Below are 17,704 nucleotides of genomic sequence, written 5' to 3'. Positions count from 1 at the left end.
CTGCATGGTACGTTTTGGTAATGTGCTTGGCTCTAGTGGCTCTGTAGTACCTTTGTTCCGCAAACAAATCAAAGAAGGCGGCCCGATTACCCTAACTCACCAAGACATTACACGTTTTTTTATGACAATCCCAGAGGCCGCTCAGTTAGTTATTCAAGCAGGAGCCATGGGTAAAGGTGGTGATGTGTTTGTATTAGATATGGGGGAGTCGGTTAAAATTAAAGACTTAGCGACAAAAATGGTTCACCTATCAGGATTAGAAGTAAAGTCAGAGTCAAACCCCCACGGTGATATTGAAATTCAATGTACCGGTTTACGACCTGGTGAAAAGTTGTATGAAGAGCTTTTGATTGGTGACAATGTTGCTAATACTTCACACCCCAGAATTATGACTGCTAATGAGGTCAAATTGTCACTTACAGAGTTAGAGTTGTTAATGAAAGCGATGGATGATGCTTGTCATAACTTTGATCATGAGCTTATCCGTAAGTTGATGCTAGAAGCGCCTACGGGCTTTAATCCTACAGATGGTATTTGTGACTTAGTTTGGAATGAAAAGCGTCAAATGCTTGCTACTCAAGACGAAGCAGAGCGAAAAGTTGTTAATCTCAGAAACCCGTAGTGGTTTAGCTGAGAACTGCCTTTAAGTGACAGGGCTTAATAACTGTCGTGGAGTGAGCTTCTTCCCACATGAGGTGCTTAATGATGGCAAATAAAGGGAAAGAAACGGTTTTTTATTCTGGCTATTTGGAACTAAACCTTTCGCAGGGTAAACCAGCTTTTACAGAGAGGGCTCAACTAGAAGGAAATAAGGGGGATTGGAGCTGCTTTGTTATTCTGTGGGCTTTTAAGTAAAAGTTCTCGCGGGGTAAACCCGCTCCTACAAAGGGTACTTAACGAGAGGGTAATAAGGGAGAGTGAAGCTGCTTTGTTATTCTGTGGGCTTTTAAGTAAAAGTTCTCGCGGGGTAAACCCGCTCCTACAAAGGGTACTTAACGAGAGGGAAATAAGGGAGAGTGGAGCTGCTTTGTTCTTCTGTGGGCTTTTAAGTAAAAGTTCTCGCGGGGTAAACCCGCCTACAAAGGGTGCTTAATGAGAGGGTAATAAGGTGGAGTGGAGCTGTTCCGTTATTACTGATGCTTTTAAGTCAAAGTTCTCGCGGGGTAAACCCGCTCCTACAAAGAGGGCTCAACTAGAAGGAAATAAGGGGGAGTGAAGCTGCATTGTTATTCTGTGGGCTTTTAAGCTTAAGTTCTCGCGAGGTAAACTCGCTCCTACGGAGTGCTCCCCAGTTAAAATGCTCATAGGTGAAGCTGTGATGACAAGAGGGAGCTGTTGAAAATAAGCAATAGTAGATAACCGCCCGATTAGTTGCACTTTTAGAGCTAAATTATATCAGGTTGTGCGTGCGATAGTGGGCAGAACCTCTGACAGTGGACTTGGGTTTTTTTACCGTTCACTGTACGATAGCTGAATAAACTTAAGAGTTAGGGCAAGGAGTCCTAGTGAGCTTGCTTTACTTCATTTAATGTCAAGAATACAAAACTATAAATCGGTCTGCGCACATGTCAAAAACAAACACGATAATTGCAAGTAGCTTTGTGCTTGCTTGTATGCCTGTCTTAGCTGACACCCAAATAAATAATTACACTGCATTTGCAGGTTATACTGGGTTATTAAACACACCTACCGCTGAAGTACTTAAAAAAGGCAGTATTGATATTGGTTATAATAATAACCTCGACTTAAAGGGGTTGAGATATGAAGATGGCCATAACTATATATTCTCAGCTGGATTATTTGATGGGCTAGAGGTAAGTGGTCAAATAGCAGCAAGCTCAATGCACGATAACCTATTTAAATCAGAGGTTAGGGCTGAAGGGCAAACGCGAGATCTTTCTTTTAACTTAAAGTACCAAATCCCTTATATTCCTAAAGAGTGGTTTAACCTTGCTATCGGCGGTAAAGACTTAGGTGGCGCTGCCAATAACTACGAAACTTACTACCTAGCTGGCTCTCGTGAATGGAACGATTTTAGGTTTTCTGCGGGCTTTGCAGTAAGCGACCGCGCTACAGGGCAAATGGATGGTGCTTTTGCAGGGATTGAATGGCAACCATTAGAGTGGTTTGCATTACAGCTTGAACATGATGCGGATGCTGTGAATGCAGGCTTACGGTTAACTGTGCCTAAAGAGTGGATTTACGATGTAGGTACGCTTACGTTGACTAGTAAGTTTTACAGTAATACTGATCATGCAGAAAAGGATACCTTCTGGGGAGTTAACTTTTCGATGCCGCTTTTTGAGCAAGCTAAGCTAAACGATCCTACGGAAGCTGCACCAGCGCCGATTTTAGATAATCATAAAAAGCGTGAGGCTGCATTTGAAGCGCACTATCAACAGCAGCGAGAATTAGCTCAAAAGCCGCTAGAAGAAGCCAAACAAGAAGTAACTGAGCGAGATGAGTTTAGAAAGTCCCTCACATTACAAACTCGTGAGCTTAAAAATGCCCTAATTGATGATGGCCTTGAGGCTATTAGCGTTGGCTTTAATCGCGACCCTCATATTGTGGTAAGTTTTGAGAACTATGTGTTTAATCGCAATGATATAGACGCCATAGGTTTGGTACTTGGTCGAATTGCAGAGCACATTGATGAGCCAAATACCAAGTATACTATTCAGTTGCTAAACCGCGGTATACCTATGCTGTCAGTGCGTGGTGATATAGACAATTACCGTGAGTTTATTAATACCAGCAGCACGCCAGATATGGATATTCGCCGCGGAGAAATGGATCCAATCGGCAGTGTATCCTGGGTGGGTATGCCTAAGGCAAATAGCCCTTACTTTAGGCCTCGCGTAACGGTCGGGCCTTCACTAGATTCACATTTTGCGACTGAGATAGGTGTTTACGACTTTTCACTCGCAATTAAAGCCGATGTAGATGTGCCGATGTGGTATGGCGGTGGTATAAGCGTTAGCGCTGAAACGGAAGTAGCCAAAACAGATGACTATGAGACCGGTAAACCATTTGGCCGCTTTGCAAAAGACAGTGGTGTTACGCAAGCAACAATCTATCAAACGTTAGATTTACCTTACGGTATTTATAACCAAACCCATATTGGTTTCTTTAAAGAGTTTAATGATTACACAGGCATCAAGAATGAGACCGCTTGGCTAAGTGAAAATGGTCGTCACCAAATTAATGCAGAAATTGGGTATTTAGAATATGACGATTTTGATTTAGACAGGGATTATCAAACCTTGTCATATCGTTATAACTGGGTCGAGCAGGATGTGAGCTTTCATGCCACAGCTGGACGTTTCTTTTATGAAGATAGCGGCGTAAAACTTGAAACGCGCTTTTGGTTTGGTGACAGCTATATTTCTGTATTTGCACAAGATACTGATGTCCAAGTAGCTGGTATCGCATTTAGTATTCCACTTACTCCACGCAAAGATATGGCACCTATCCGATATGGCCAAATTAAAGGCAATGAAGCGTGGCGTCATGAGGTAAGTACGCGTATTGGTGAATCGACTAATGCCTTAGTTGTTGGTCGTGCTCATACAGTTAAAACCCCTGTAAATTTAGACAAAACATTCCTTAATCAAGGGCGCTTATCAAGCAGTTATATTTATAGTAACTTGGCAAGGCTGAGAGAAGCGTATTTAACTTACAGGTAATACATAAAGGCGCGGGGCAAACCCGCGCTTTTAATTGTTACGCTGATAAATTTGATGTTGTCTTTCTTGTCGGGGAGGCTGTTCTTACCAAAGTGGTCGTATTGTGGGGCGAGTTTACCTCGCGATATTGTTGATTTGGCTCTCGTCTTTACAATTCAGTTAGCTATCGGCATTGGTAACAATTTACCTTTTATGGCGAGTTAATAAGCCAAGAATGATAAATACCAGCTAAAAAGATGGGCTTGGTGTATCTGTTGTCTTCATTGCTGTATATTTGCACTTTACCATCGCTACTTTGTTAATTAATAAGCATTAGGTAAGCGCGTTTTTGCACATATTTGATTTCGTTCATTGTTTATTTAATATGCCATAGGTATCCTACTTTCAACCTATCACAGGCGGTTGGAACTACCGCTTTTCTGTGATAAATTAAGGCTGCTAACTTCGACTATCTAGTTGTTTTATCTCAAATAGGTAAAGTAGCTAAGTTGGCTTTAGTCAGGGAGCGATTTAGTCCCTGTCTGTCTTAATTAAAATGATTTAAAAACTTAAGCTCATATTGTCAACAATATGGCTTTTTTTATGAGTTAACGCGCTATCAAAGCGAAAGTTAACAAAAGGAAAACAAGGACTAATCATGATTGCAAATAAAAAATCTCTACTAGCGCTCTCTGTGGCGTCTGCACTAACGCTTTCTGGCTGTTTTAGTGATGACGATAACAACGTTACTGTTCCGCCAACAGAGCCTACTGATCCAGTAGTTGTTGCTCCAGAAGCACCTGCAGCACTTTCTGTGGTAGTTAACGGCAGTGTAGTTGACAGCAAGTCAACTAATGTTGTTCCTTCAACCATCGCTTTTCTTGAAAACGGTGAAGCATCAGACAATATCGTAAACACCAAAGGTGAAGTCATTGCGTCTGTAGAAACGGGCGAAGCTGGTAACTTTGTATTCTCTGTTAAAGAAGGTGCGGAGCTTTCTCAAATTACTGCAGTGGTTAGCGCTGATGGTTACTTCTCAAAAAGTTTTAATATTGACTTAACAACAGAAGCAGAAGTAGCAGAGCTAGCGGTTCAATTAGCACTTGTTTCTAAAAACTTAGACACGGTTGTTGAAAAGGTTGTTGAAGCATCAGTAGCTGGTGGCAGCGTTGACACAGCAATTACCGCTGAAGCTGCAAAAGGTAAAGCAGGTGCGGACGTAACGATCCCTGCTGGTATCGTATTACAAGATGCAAATGGTAATCCAATTACTGGCTCTTCAATTTCTTTAAATGTTGGCTCAGCAGATCCTACATCGTCTGATGCTGGTGCTGTACTTCCTGAAGGTCTAAACGCAGGTAGTGCTGCTACTTTAGCGGCACCTGTTGGTGTTGCTAACGTAACCATGACAGATGACAATGGCGTAAAGATTAAAAAATTCAGTAACCCAATTTCTATCACGATTTCGATTCCTAAAGATACAGTGTTGGCATCAGAAGGTCGTGCAGTACAAACAGGTGATGTATTAGGCCTATCTTCTCACAACGAAGATACAGGTGTATGGACCAAAGAAGAAAATAACCAAGTAACAGTTGGTGATCTAAACGCTGCTGGTACTGCTTACAAAGCTTCTTTCATGACTGACCACCTTACGTTCTTTACCGCAACTGACGAAGTTGATGTTTGTAATGCTGAAGTATCAGTAAATATCAGTGGTGAAGTACCAGCTGGCGGTTTATTCGTAGATGTTCAGTCTTCAGATATTAACGCAACAAGCTCTATTGCGGCAGGTGCGACTACTAAAGTAATTTACACTGCACAAAATGCGGGTAAGAATAACGTGAGTGCAGATGCAACAGCACGTATCGTATTACGTGATGCTGAAGGTACTGTTTGGTTTGATACTGAAGAAGAAGTCGCTGTGTGTGGTACGCCTGTAAATGCAACACTTGCAGCGCCTCAAGTTGAGTACGCAACAACTTCATTCGCATTGACTGGGGTTTGTTCTAATGATGCGACCGTTACTGTTCCAGTACAAAACTCGGTAGTCACTTACCGTCGTGCAGGTAAAGCAACATACCAAGCTGCAAATGCGTCAGGCACGTATACGCTAAACAACTTGGTTGTTGGCCAAGATTACACTGTGAACATCGATACTCTGTCACTAGATGTAGCGTCAGGACAAAGTACATCGTTCTCATTCACAGCAGGCTCTGATGCTGCTGACCAACAACTACAGATGGCTTGTGAAACCGTAACTGGTGCATAATAGCTAAACTTTAGTTTGCTTATAAAAGCCACTTCAAATTTGAAGTGGCTTTTTTGTGCGCAGTTATCTACACACTTGATTGGAGGAGCTACAAAACTTTCTAGGAAAACCCAAAAAGTAGTTAAAGGTCAATTAAAGAACCGAAGGTCGGTTTACTGCTAAATGCTATTCCCTGTTAATAAAATATTTTACCTCCAGCCTAGACAATCCTTGAAGCTTTTCTATATTTAAATCTCAACACATCAAAATGCGCCACCACGCCAATGGGCGCTTGCTAAAAGGGAACAAGGATCCATCATGATTTCGAACAAAAAATCTTTACTCGCTTTATCTGTAGCGTCAGCTTTAACACTGTCAGGTTGTTTTAGTGATGATGATGACAACAAGGTTGTGGTGGTACCACCAACAGAACCAACAGATCCCGTTGTGGTTGCACCTGAGCTGCCCGATGCACTTGCTTTGGTTGTGAGCGCAAATATCGTAGACGCAGCAACGCAAAGAGTGGTCGACGCTGATGTTCGATTCTTGGAAAACGGTGTCGCATCTCAAAATATTGTTGACGTTGATGGTAATGCCATCTCCATGATTGAGGGGACTGGTGGAAGCTTTGCATTTACTAAAAAAGACGATGCAACACTAACAGAAGTAACTGTAAGTGTAACTGCTGACGGTTATATCGGTAAAAGTTTTGTGGTTAACTTAACGGCACAAGAAGGCCAAACGGTATTACCCGTACAGTTGGCGCTCACCTCCAAAAATGCTGAGGGTGTATCAGATACTGTAGTTCCTGCAACGATAGGAGGCGATGGCTCGTCTGCTGAAGAGATTGTAGCGCAAACTTCAGGTAAAGCAGCCGCTGGGGCTAACATACCCGCTGGGGTTATTTTGCGAGATGCGTCAGGCAACCCTGTTACTGGCCAAGTTTCGGTCAATGTCAGTGGCGCAGACGCTTCAACCAGTGCTGTCACTGCTATTTTACCTGAAGGACTGAATGCAGGCGGCGCTGCTAATATCGAGCAAGCAGTTGGGGTGGCAAATGTGTTGGTGAGTAGCGCGTCAGGTAGTAAAGTTAAGCAGTTTTCAAATCCAATCACAGTAACTACTTCTATCCCAGCAACAACAACGTTGAACGGTGTGCCAATCAAAACAGGTGATACATTGAGCCTTAAGTCTCACAATGAAGATACCGGTGTATGGACTGCTGAGTCTACTCAAGCCACGGTTGGGAGCTTTAATGCGGAGACCAATACCTATACTGGGTCTTTTCAAACTGACCATCTAACGTTTTTTGCCATAACGCGTTCAACGCCAGCTTGTACCAATGATATGGTGGTTAATTTTACTGGAGCTGCCGTGCCTTCAGCTGGCCTTTTGGTAACAGAAACCTCATCTGATGCAAGCGCTAGTGGTTACGCGCCAGGGGGGGCAAGTTCTTTGAGAATATTAAGTGGTGAGCTTGCGACTCGTTATGGCGTTTCTGCTGAGGCAACGGCTCGAGTCAGGGTATTCGACTTTTCTAACAATGTCTGGTTTGACTCAATAAGTGAAGTTCCAGTGTGTGGGACGGTGCAAGCTGAGCTTGTTGAGCCTGTAAGCTATGTTGATGAAACCTTTAGTCTAACAGCAACGTGTAGTAATGATGCCAATGTGTCTGTGCCACTCACTGCTTCAGTTGTACGTTACTCCTTACCGGGGTTTTCCGCTAAAACAGCGGTAAATCTAGGTGCCGGTTCTTATCAGTTCTCTGACATGGTTGAGGGGTCCACATACAATGTGAGCATTAACCCTCGCGTCAATGATACCAATGGCCCCGTCGCTGCTCAAACCACGACTATAACTGCTGGAGGTGCAGCAGAGTCATTGAATATCACAATATCTTGCTCTGAGGTAACAGGAGCCTAATATTTTATAAAACAAAGCGGTAGAGCTGACACTAAAATCAGCTCTACTAAAAACGCCCTGCATACGACACCAGTTTGGAAGTAATGAGTGATCAGAGCCATAAAAATTTTACTCCAAAGCTGGAGAAATCTAAAACCTCTTCTATAGTTCTTATTTGATAATTAAAAAATGCGCTACTGCGCACTCGTGCGCTTGCAAAATCGGAACAAGGATTAATCATGATTTCAAACAAAAAGTCTATACTAGCTTTATCAGTGGCTTCTGCACTGGTGCTTTCTGGTTGTTTTAGTGATGACGACGATAATGTTGTTGTGCCACCGCCTGAACCAACGGATCCTGTAGTGGTTCCACCAGAAAGCTCAGATCCGCTTACTCTAGTGATCAGTGCGAACGTGGTGGATAGAGCCTCAAATGATATTGTGCCAAGCACAATCCGCTTCCTAGAAGGTGGAGCGGTATCAAGCAATATTGTAGATGTAGATGGTAATGCGATAACATCACTGAGTGATGACGAAGGTGCTTTTGTGTTCACCAAAAAAGATGGCGCTGAATTGAGTGAGGTGACCATTCGGGTGAGTGCTGAAGGTTACTTTAGTAAAGACTTTACTGTAGCACTTGAGACATCAGGGGACAGCACCGCTGTCAATACTTTGCTCCCTATCGTTGCCAAAACAGGTGATGATGTGTCTGACACAACTGTAGAAGCATCAGTAGGTACTGATGGTACAACCACCAGTGAAATTGTTGCTGAAACAACGGGTAAAGCTGGAGCTAGTGCAAAAATCCCTTCAGGTGTTGTATTACAAGATGCTGACGGTGCAGCTATTTCTGGCGCTGTTTCACTTAACGTGAGTGGTGCAGACTCAAATAGCTCAGCAGCAGCCTTAGTCTTGCCTGCAGGCTTAAATGGCGGTAACGACTCTGGCAACGTACTTCAAGCTATTGGAGTATCAAATGTTGTAATGACAGCTGAAAATGGTAAAAAAGTTAAAAAATTCTCAAGCCCAATTACCGTTTCAATGTCTATACCTGCTGGAAAAAAAGTCAATGGTGTAGAGGTTAAAACTGGTGATATGCTAAACCTCAGATCGCACAATGAGGACACTGGCGTATGGTCTGCTGAAGAACAAATGGTCACAGTTGGCGCGCTAAATGAGGCCACTAATACCTACAATGGCACCTTTCAAACAGATCACTTAACTTTCTTCGCTGTTACAAGAAATGAACCTCGCTGTGACGCTGGCGTGATAATCAATACATCCGGTGCATCAGTGCCAAACACAGGGTTACTTGTGACTCTGCAGTCTGCAGATTTGGGGGAGTTATTTGCGGTTACACAAGATGGTAACACCACATTGTTGACTGGACCTCAATCGTCGCGAGTTAGAGTATCAGCAACAGCGACGGCGAGCATAAGGGTATTCGATTTTTCAAACAATACTTGGTTTCAATCAAATGGTGAAATCCCTGTTTGTGGCACGTTTGATACACCGTTGACTAACCCTGTTACATTAGTGAGTGAAAACGTCTCGATAACAGCGACTTGTACAAACGATAGCACCGTATCTACACCAGTACCTGCTGCCGTTGTGAGGTATGCTCAGGGTAGTAGCTCAAGGAGAACAGCTGGAAATGCGGGTGGCGGCACTTACACACTAAGTGACATGGTTCAAGGGCAAACCTATACCGTGTCAGTTAAACCAAGAATAGCTAATGCGACAGGCACTGTAACTGCAACAATTACAGCGGACGGTACAGCTGAAACAATTAATGTGCCGGTGACTTGCTCAGTAGTGACTGGTGCATAGAAAAGAATGATTAGTCCAATCATCTAAGCCGCGGAGACGCGGCTTTTTTCTGGGTAACCTTTAACCATACCTTCAGAGTGGCATTAATGCGGACTGCAAAAAGTTTTGTATAATCAGAGGCTACCCTATATCAAGAAATTGCGCCTACCCAAGGAGTTGCGCTGGAGTGTGAGTTAGTCGAGCCTAAAAAAAGCTGAAATCTTGCAAGAGTAAGCATAAAAAGCTACGTTATACCTAATTCTTTGCTGAAAAGTATAATGTCAGGCGTGTGTAATACACGATAAACTCACTCGATCCCTAACGCAGCTTCAGGTTATCTCGCTTTTATCCTAAAGCTCAGATCAGCGATATACATCGCTTTTCTCAATAACCTCAACCTCATACCCATCAGGGTCAGTGATAAAAAAGAACTTGGCAACTAGCACATCTCGATTGTAAAAGTCTTTTATGGCCTTTGGCTGGTAACCAAGCGCCTGAGCTTGCTCAAAGGTAGACTCTAGTTCATCTACAACAAACGCAAGGTGCCCGTAGCCATTACCATGGATGTATTTTGACTGCATGTCATGGTTCCAAGTCAACTCCAGCTCAAACGAGGTTTGCTCATTACCCAGATAAATAAGGGAAAAGTTGCTAAAATCTATACGTCGTTTTACAGTCAATGCAAATACGTCGTGATAAAATCGAATTGATTGATCAGCATCTTTTACTCTGATCATGCTATGTATCATTTTTGCCATTTATAACCTTTGGAATATTTATGTGTGAGCTATACGCTTCAACGGCGCCGCATCGCTATGAAGTTGATCGGCGCTCTATTCGTATTCAAGGCGCGGTAACAAGCCTTGCGTTAGAAAACGAAATTTGGTTTGTGCTAGAAACTATCGCAAAACAGGAGCAACTATCACTCGCTGAGTTTATTTCTACACTGTATCAAGAGGCGATAGAACGTCATGGTGAGATTAACAATCTTGCTTCTATGTTACGGGTAACTTGCTTAACTTACCTCGCACATCATAAATTAGCAGGGGTAGAAAAGGGTAGTAACTGAGTACTACATTAGTGGCGGTCTAAAAATCTTTGCCAAGTTATGTTCGGATTGATAACTCTAAGCTGAGAGGTGATCTGCTTTAATATCGCTAATGGCGGGCGGGTTACTATATCGCCATCATCCTTTAACCCAAGCAGGTAATGCAAGCTACTCTTATGACCTTGTTGGATAGCAGATATTCTTATTTGTTGCTCAAAGTTCAAACGAAGGCTACTAATAGCCGTTTTCATTCCTTGTTGATCGACATTGGGTAAGCCGCATTTTTGCAGGTAGCCTTGTCGCTCTCCTTCTCCTGAAAACCAAATCCTGACTTTTTCACTGTACCTTCCACTTTTGGCCGGTAGATCAAATAAAATACGTTGCTGACCGAGTTTTTTGATCTGCGTTAAATATTGCTCAAGTCCACTTTGCCAGAGCGCTGGATGAATAGGTACCACGCGAGGCTGAATTTTACCATGGGTGTTAAAGTGCAATAGGTGTACATGGTCTTGTTGAAAAATATCATCAAGGGTGAGCGAGCCAATTTCGTCGCTGTAGGCACCAGTGTAGTAACTCAGTAATGGTAGCCAAAAGTGCCAATGTTTGGGCTGTTCCCGTTTTAATTTTTCGTCGGTATAGATGTACCCGTTAAATAGAGTATGAAGTTCCATTGTTGAGAATGCTCGTCTGCCTAAATGAGTTTTCATACAATGATCAACACCTTGAGTATTAAGAGCGGTTAGTGTAGCGGGTTTTGTTTTTTTTCGGAAGGGTATGATATACCGCGCAGGTCATAATCTAAACTCGAAGTAAGAAGAGAGTTAATCAACTAAAAGGCAGTAGCCCAAAAGCGAAATACCACTACAACGAGAGATTGTTACTTCATATATTGTAAAATTATACAAGCAAATTTAACGCTATAGTAAGGGTAACAGCTGCTAAAGAGCCGGCCGTTATCCATAGTAGCCACTGTTATAAGTGGTTACTATGTGTGAGGTGTGATAGACGCTATCCCAGTCTGTGACTCTGCTATTGTAATTGCTTTAAAAATTGTGAAAACGCGTCACCTAGCTGTTCATCTCGGATAGCATATTCAACAATCGCTTTTAAATAACCAAGTTTATCGCCACAGTCGTGCGATCTACCACTCATATGGAAAGCTTCAACGGTTTCTTGCTCCATCAGCATATCAATGGTGTCAGTGAGTTGTATTTCACCGCCTGCCCCCTGTGGTGTCTTTTTAAGGAGCGGCCAAATATTTTTAGAAAGCACATAGCGGCCAACCACTGCGAGATTAGAAGGTGCTGTTTCCATATCAGGCTTTTCTACCATGTGCTTAATAGGGCTGCTCTTACCTGGACAAAGCGTTACACCACCAATATCGGCGATACCATATTTGCATACGTCTTCTTGGGGAACAGGCTCTAACATGATTTGGCTGGCCTGTGTTTGTGAAAAGCGTTGTAGCATTGCTGCTAGATTTTCTTGGCCTTGATCTGCGGTATATTCATCTAAAATGACATCCGGTAACACAACTACAAAGTCATTATCGCCAACAATGGGTTGTGCGCACAAAACGGCGTGACCTAGACCTTTTGCTTCACCCTGGCGAACGTGCATAATGGTGACATCTTCAGGGCAAATTGAGCGGACCTCATCGAGTAACTTACGTTTCACACGCTTTTCGAGCGTAGCTTCTAACTCAAAGCTAGTGTCAAAGTGGTTTTCAATTGCATTTTTAGAAGAGTGGGTTACAAGTACTATTTCTTTTATCCCAGCAGCTACGCATTCTTTAACGATGTACTGAATAAGCGGCTTATCGACTAAAGGTAGCATTTCTTTCGGAATTGCTTTGGTCATTGGGAGCATTCGGGTTCCAAGACCCGCAACAGGAATTACTGCTTTCATAAAAGTCCATATTTTGACTGATTTCCAAATTTCATTGGGCATTGTATCTTTCTGTCAAAAAGTTGCAAATTAGAATAACTTGATAGTTAAACAGAAGGTGTGAATACTCGTTTATTTTTTATATTTTTGTATCGAGGGGGAAGTATTGAGCGCTTAATGCCAATTTGCTTAATTAAGTGGTCTATTTTGAGGCGAGAAAATCTTGTCGATAACTCCACTACCGCGCCTTGCTATCGCTAAGGTACCTACATCCATATAGGCAAGGCAAAAATTTTGCTATTTAGTTGTTCTAGATGAGACATTTTTAATAGAAAAAGCCCCTAGCGGGGCTTTGAATTATCCACTGGAAGAGGATGATTAGAAGTTTACTGTGATCTCATTTGAGCAAAGATCAGCAGATTGACACACTTTATATGTGTAGCTAGTTGCCTCTAGATTTCGAGCAAAGTCTCTGTACTTACCAGTGTTAGAAACGGTTTCAAGTAGTCGACCATCTCGATAAATTGATACCTCACTTGCACTACTTCCTTCCCATGATAGTTCAACACGGATAAAGCCCAAGCGAGATTTATTTGCCCGCACAAGAGACAGTGCGACTTCGTCACTGCTTACCACAACAGATTGCGCCGTTGTGTGACTATTGCCTTCGCTATCGGTAACAGTAAGTGCAACGTTATATTCACCGGATGCTGCAAACTCATGAATAGGGCTTGCGTCAGTGCTCGTGCTGCCATCTCCAAAATCCCATGCCCAGCTGACAATATCATCATTGGGATCACGGCTTTCATCTGTAAAGGTTACGGCTAAACCTGATGCACTATAGCTAAATCCTGCCACAGGTGGTTGTGGTGCTACTTCACCAAGACCCGTTAAGTTTAAAGTCCAGCTGTTTAGTGAGCCGGTGTCAATACCGGCATTATCAGAAACAGATAATATCCAGTCACCTGTTGCAACTTCACCATTAAATGCCGCTGAATTGAAGGTTTGATTAATGTTGTCTGTGCTACCGCCTTGACGGTTGTGCAGCGTCGCAACAGTTCCTGCTGGTGACGTTAACGTCACAATTAGGTCTCCGATGAAAGTATGAGTAATATCTACAAGCGTATTGCTGTCAAATACTGTAACAGTATCAGCAACAGTGATCACAGAGGTAATACCCGTTGCATCGTTGTCAGGAATATCAACTGTGGTGGTATTGTCATAGCTAAAGTCACTTAAGCCCTGCGGAAGTACATAAAGTCCAACCTGTTCGCTATCAGCTAACTCTCCAGACGTCGCGTTTAGAGTCAAATTATATTCGCCCCACTGCGTCATGCTGGTGGTTGGTACTGATAACGTTACTGTATCACCAGGCATTGCTGTATCAGCAGATAGTGTTGCACCCTCAAGAGGTGAAGCCACTGCAAGATTGATGGAACCTTGCCAATCAGCAACTGATGTGAACGTGAACTCATAAGTTGCAGTATCACCAGCAACAATTTCTAGATTTGCTGGACGTGCTGAGACTCTAAAGCCTGGCTCAGGATCGGCATCAATAACAGCTTGATTTACATTTAAACGCGTACCAGAGACCGTTTTATCGGTAAGATCTGCGTTTACGTCACCACTTTGCATTAGTAGACTTTTAAGCTCAACAGCACTCAATGTTGGATTCACAGAAAGTACTAATGCGGCGGCACCGGCAACATGAGGTGTGGCCATAGATGTGCCTGAATAACTCGCATAGCCGCCACCAGGTACGGTAGACAGAATTGCGCTACCTGGCGCACCCATATCTACCGATGTTAATCCCCATTGTGAGAACGAAGACATAGCATCAGTATGTGTTGTGCTGGCGATAGAGAAAACAGTATCGTGATCATAGCTTGATGGATAATGTGGGTTTACATCATTATCAACCGCGCTGTTACCCGCTGCTGCAACAAACAGAATATCCGCATTTTCGCTTGCTGTAATCGAATCAGACAGTGCTTGGCTAAATCCGCCACCACCCCAGCTGTTATTTGTTACGCGGACATTGTGGCCTGCATTTTTTAATGCAACCATATAGTCAATACACTCGATAGCATCAGAAGTAGAACCTGAGCCTGACGCATCGAGGAATTTACAGCCTACAATGGATACTTCATGGTTGACACCAACAACACCTGTTGCATCATTACCAGTGGCACCAATTGTACCAGAAACGTGAGTACCGTGACCTTGGTCATCCATAGGGTCACCGCTACCTGTGATTGCGTTGATCCCGTAGACGTCATCGATATAGCCATTACCATCATTATCGATACCATCTCCAGCAATTTCGCCAGGGTTTACCCAGGCATTTGCTGCAAGGTCTGGGTGTGTGTAGTCTACACCTGTATCAATAACACCGACAATCACATCACGTGAACCAATACTAATGTCCCATGCCTCAGGTGCATCGATATCAGCATCTGCTGTTCCACCTGTTTGGCCGGTATTGTGCATACCCCAAAGTTCATCGAAGCGGCTGTCATCAGGGATCCCAAGTGCTTTGACCTGATAGTCTGGCTCTACATATTCTACCGCAGGGTGGTTAGCTAGCTTTTCAATAGCTTGTTTTGCTTTGATGCTATCAAGCTTAAAGTTTGCTAGTCGTCCTTTTAAAACATGGCGATATTTATCATCTATACCGTCTGCGTTTAAATCCGATATTTTTGCTTTAACAAGATTTCTTGCGTTAGCGCGCAGTGCCGCGGACGTATTTTCTTTAAATACTACTAAAATACTGTCGTCAGCAGTTGCGGTTGTTGTGTCAATTTGAACGGCTGCTTGAGCCGTAAACGCAAATGCAGGTAGCAAAGCCAAAGACAATGCAGAAAGTTTTGATCTCATTTTAATAACCTTTTTAATTTCAAGCGCTTTTTATTATCACGCTGTTTTAGTTGGTAGTTTTCTGGTAGTGGCTGTGGTCTTTTTGGCAACGCTTTAAAACGTAGACGCAGAAATTCGGCTATGCAATGTAAAAAAAGGGTTAAATAAAAAAATCAGGCATTTTTATTGGTTTGCAAATTTAAGAATATATTATTTAGTTCTTTTTTGTGAGTAGAGATAAGCTAAACGCGATGGAACTTTAGTCATACTTTTTTTGTAGTTAAATTTTTGATTTGTAATAGGGTGTGATTTTTCATAGGTAAGTTGATGTAATTATGAGGTTATATATTTCATAAAACTTTCCTATTTATCTTCGGATGTTCCCAACTTAGAGTTAGAGATGGCAAAACGTAATGGAATATATTATTTCAGCATATCAAGGTGGATGCTTTGATATAGATTATGTTTTTCACTCAAATGTAACACTCTGGTAACTGGCTTAGGTAGGAGCGGCTCAAATTATTGAGCCATAACAGGACGTTGATTAGGTGAAGGTGGTATTTAACTGAGTAAAGGCAACTGCTCAGACGCAACACTGAACACTTAATTTTAAAACAATATAATAAATCTCTAAGGAGAACAGTGTGAAGTTTTCAAAATCAATTGTGAGCTGCGCCATAGCACTTGCATTAACTCATTCGTTTGCTGCACAGGCTGATACAAAATCAGACAACAAAGCGCTTTCTACTTCTGCACTTTCACAAGTTGAGCAAATCAATGGTACTAGTAACCAGTTAAAGCTTTCTCAAACTTCAAGAAGCCACGGTGATAACGAACTAATCTCCGTTCAATCTGGTGTTTCCAACCTAACCGATGTAACAACAGTTGGTGATGATAATACGACGACAGCAGAGCAAAATGGTACAGGCAATGTTGCTATTATCACTACAACCGGTAATAACAATGAACAAGTGTACAGCCAAGACGGAGAGTCTAACGGCGCGCTTTCAGAAGTAACAGGTGATGATAACAACATTGATGTACAGCAATCAGGTGCTGGTCTGCTTGGTATTAATAACGAAGCGATTAACGTAGTAACCGGTGATCAGAATACCATCTCGGTGTCTCAAGGTTCCGGTGGTCAATGGTTCTATAACCTAGACATGAAAGGCAGCCAAAATGAGGTCTCTGCAACACAAACCGGCACTTGGAATGAGGCTACATTAGAGTCACTGCAAGGTGATATGAACCAAATAACCTTGACGCAAGACGGCTTGTACAATCAATACAAAGTGGTGAGTTTACAAGGTAACGAAAACGAGATTGAATCTAGTCAAAGTGGTGATTTCAATGTGGTTTCAATTGAGACAATCACAGGTGATGATAATCAAATAGAAATAGAGCAATCAGAAGGTAATAATAATAGCGTTAGCGTATTTGAAATTTCAGGTGATAGTAATGAGCTAGCGATAGAGCAAGAGGGCTCGGGTAACCAGTTTGCATCTGATTTACTTGTTGGTAGTGACAATGAGATAACCACAGAACAACGACGCGAAAACAATAACATTTTGGCAGATGTTGTTGGTGACAATAACGAGTTTAGCGCACTTCAGGTCGGCGATAACAATGATATGTACCTAGGTGTTGCAGGGAACAACAATGAGTTTTCAGCAGTGCAAATCGGTGATGGTAACGTTGCGCATATCGCCAATTTCAACGGTAATGATAATGATATTGAGGTGGTTCAAACCGGCAGCAACAATGAAGCACTTGTACAGTCATCTTATCCAAACGTGAACTTGGCAAGTAATAACAATGCGCTTGATATTACTCAAGACGGTGACAGCAATGGTGTCGCTGTGACAATGAGCAGTGTTTTTGAAAGTAGCGCTAACCAGGTTGATATTGCTCAGTCTGGAGAGTTCAATGCCATTGATCTGATGTTAGAAGGCAGTCGCAATATGTTAGACATCACACAAACTGGCACTAATAACTTTGTTATGGGGATGGGATCTGACGCTTTTGTTATCAATGGTGATGATAATGCCCTAACAATTAGCCAAGTGGGTGATGGTAACTTGGTACAAGGTGGCATTACAGGCAGTGGTCAAAACATCACGGTTACACAAGTAGGCGACAATAACGTTGCTACAATAACGCAGCAGTAACTTCGAATAAACGGGGGCTTAGTGAGCAGGCCCCCGCTTTGTACTGGTATCAATTTGTCTTGATGCTTGCTCAATTCGAAGGAGTAAACCTGGCGCTAATAGCGTTAAAAAAGTCTTATTTA

At 42.6% G+C, this 17,704-nt stretch carries 11 protein-coding genes; 7 read left to right on the top strand and 4 right to left on the bottom strand.

Features of this window, described 5'->3' with window-relative positions; genetic code table 11:
* The 5 genes from EAG18_RS01495 to EAG18_RS01475 form a co-directional block, all read left to right on the top strand.
* Window positions 1–622, top strand: a 622-nt coding sequence (locus EAG18_RS01495; protein ID WP_148098518.1) for a polysaccharide biosynthesis protein, incomplete at its 5' end; no start/stop codon positions are given.
* A 943-nt stretch (window positions 623–1,565) separates the two neighbouring features.
* On the top strand, window positions 1,566–3,686 hold the full coding sequence (locus EAG18_RS01490; RefSeq protein WP_125250645.1) for a YjbH domain-containing protein: 2,121 nt from the start codon (window positions 1,566–1,568) through the stop codon (window positions 3,684–3,686).
* Window positions 3,687–4,323: 637 nt separating this feature from the next.
* Window positions 4,324–5,934 carry a hypothetical protein gene (locus EAG18_RS01485; protein ID WP_125250644.1) on the top strand — a complete coding sequence of 537 codons (1,611 nt, stop codon included), beginning with the start codon at window positions 4,324–4,326 and terminating at the stop codon, window positions 5,932–5,934.
* A 297-nt stretch (window positions 5,935–6,231) separates the two neighbouring features.
* On the top strand, window positions 6,232–7,836 hold the full coding sequence (locus tag EAG18_RS01480) for a hypothetical protein (RefSeq protein ID WP_125250643.1): 1,605 nt from the start codon (window positions 6,232–6,234) through the stop codon (window positions 7,834–7,836).
* Between the two features lie 218 nt (window positions 7,837–8,054).
* Window positions 8,055–9,644, top strand: a complete 1,590-nt coding sequence (locus EAG18_RS01475; RefSeq protein ID WP_125250642.1) for a hypothetical protein — start codon at window positions 8,055–8,057, stop codon at window positions 9,642–9,644.
* 341 nt (window positions 9,645–9,985) lie between these two features.
* Here the strand turns inward: EAG18_RS01475 and EAG18_RS01470 are convergent, their stop codons facing one another.
* The gene (locus EAG18_RS01470) at window positions 9,986–10,381 is read right to left on the bottom strand and encodes a VOC family protein (protein WP_125250641.1); all 396 of its coding nucleotides are present in this window, start codon (window positions 10,379–10,381) and stop codon (window positions 9,986–9,988) included.
* A 20-nt stretch (window positions 10,382–10,401) separates the two neighbouring features.
* Between EAG18_RS01470 and EAG18_RS01465 the strand changes: the two genes are divergently transcribed.
* On the top strand, window positions 10,402–10,692 hold the full coding sequence (locus EAG18_RS01465; protein ID WP_125250640.1) for a ribbon-helix-helix domain-containing protein: 291 nt from the start codon (window positions 10,402–10,404) through the stop codon (window positions 10,690–10,692).
* 8 nt (window positions 10,693–10,700) lie between these two features.
* Here EAG18_RS01465 and EAG18_RS01460 read toward each other — a convergent pair whose 3' ends face one another.
* The 3 genes from EAG18_RS01460 to EAG18_RS01450 all read right to left on the bottom strand — a co-directional run bounded on the left by EAG18_RS01460 (window position 10,701) and on the right by EAG18_RS01450 (window position 15,435).
* Window positions 10,701–11,378: a hypothetical protein gene (locus EAG18_RS01460; RefSeq protein WP_185745535.1), complete on the bottom strand. Its 678-nt coding sequence runs from the start codon at window positions 11,376–11,378 to the stop codon at window positions 10,701–10,703.
* A 322-nt stretch (window positions 11,379–11,700) separates the two neighbouring features.
* Window positions 11,701–12,579, bottom strand: a complete 879-nt coding sequence (gene galU / locus EAG18_RS01455) for a UTP--glucose-1-phosphate uridylyltransferase GalU (RefSeq protein ID WP_125250639.1) — start codon at window positions 12,577–12,579, stop codon at window positions 11,701–11,703.
* A gap of 357 nt (window positions 12,580–12,936) precedes the next feature.
* Entirely contained in the window at window positions 12,937–15,435 is a 2,499-nt protein-coding gene (locus tag EAG18_RS01450) for a S8 family serine peptidase (RefSeq protein ID WP_125250638.1), read from the bottom strand.
* A 623-nt stretch (window positions 15,436–16,058) separates the two neighbouring features.
* On the opposite strand from EAG18_RS01450, the gene EAG18_RS01445 reads away from it, so the two are divergent.
* On the top strand, window positions 16,059–17,582 hold the full coding sequence (locus EAG18_RS01445; protein WP_125250637.1) for a curlin: 1,524 nt from the start codon (window positions 16,059–16,061) through the stop codon (window positions 17,580–17,582).
* Window positions 17,583–17,704 lie beyond the last annotated feature (122 nt).

Source organism: Pseudoalteromonas sp. J010 (assembly GCF_003934235.1).
GTDB lineage: Bacteria > Pseudomonadota > Gammaproteobacteria > Enterobacterales > Alteromonadaceae > Pseudoalteromonas > Pseudoalteromonas peptidolytica.
Note: the sequence above shows the minus strand (reverse complement) of the source record. Positions and strands in the feature narration are given on the sequence as shown.